A 532-nucleotide genomic window follows, 5' to 3' on the forward strand; every position below is an offset into this window, starting at 1 on the left:
GGGAAAGCGTCAGTGACACGTTTGCCTGTAGACGCAGGCAGTGATTCGCCAACATCTCCGACACAAACTGTTGGACTCGTTGCAGCGTCCTCTCGCTCCCAGCGGCACCCATTGCAAGCGGCGCCTCGACCACGATACGAAGGTCATCGACATAGCGGCAATAGTCGAGTATGCGGATATCTTCTGGCAGTTGCTGCTGCTCTTCACATACTCTCCACATCTCGGTGTCGAAGCCGACGAGGTAAGCGTTGGCGAAGAAGCCAGATGCGACGAGTCCTTGCGGGAGACCTACTGCAAGGTGCTCAAAGTCCTGGCCGCGAATTAGCGGTGCAGATTGATGGTCGCTTTCCCGCCACCGCCAACTAAGAATGAGCGATGCCAATTCCCAGAACGGCACGTCTGTGGAGTCGTTCTCGGACAGGCCCTCATGTTTCTGATAGGTTGTCTGAAGTCGGTAAAGTTCATGTACCAATGCCTTGCTATCGACACAGTCAAAGAACGACTTGATGTCGAGTGACACGACGAATAGTTC

General features: G+C 54.3%; 1 protein-coding gene. It reads right to left on the reverse strand.

Annotation, left to right across the window (positions count from 1 at the left end):
• Positions 1-520: RNA-directed DNA polymerase (locus tag J5M58_RS26120; RefSeq protein WP_207880222.1), on the reverse strand; the 520-nt coding region annotated here is incomplete at its 3' end.
• Positions 521-532 lie beyond the last annotated feature (12 nt).

It is taken from the genome of Pseudomonas sp. 32_A (genome assembly GCF_017490905.1).
Lineage (GTDB): Bacteria > Pseudomonadota > Gammaproteobacteria > Pseudomonadales > Pseudomonadaceae > Aquipseudomonas > Aquipseudomonas inefficax.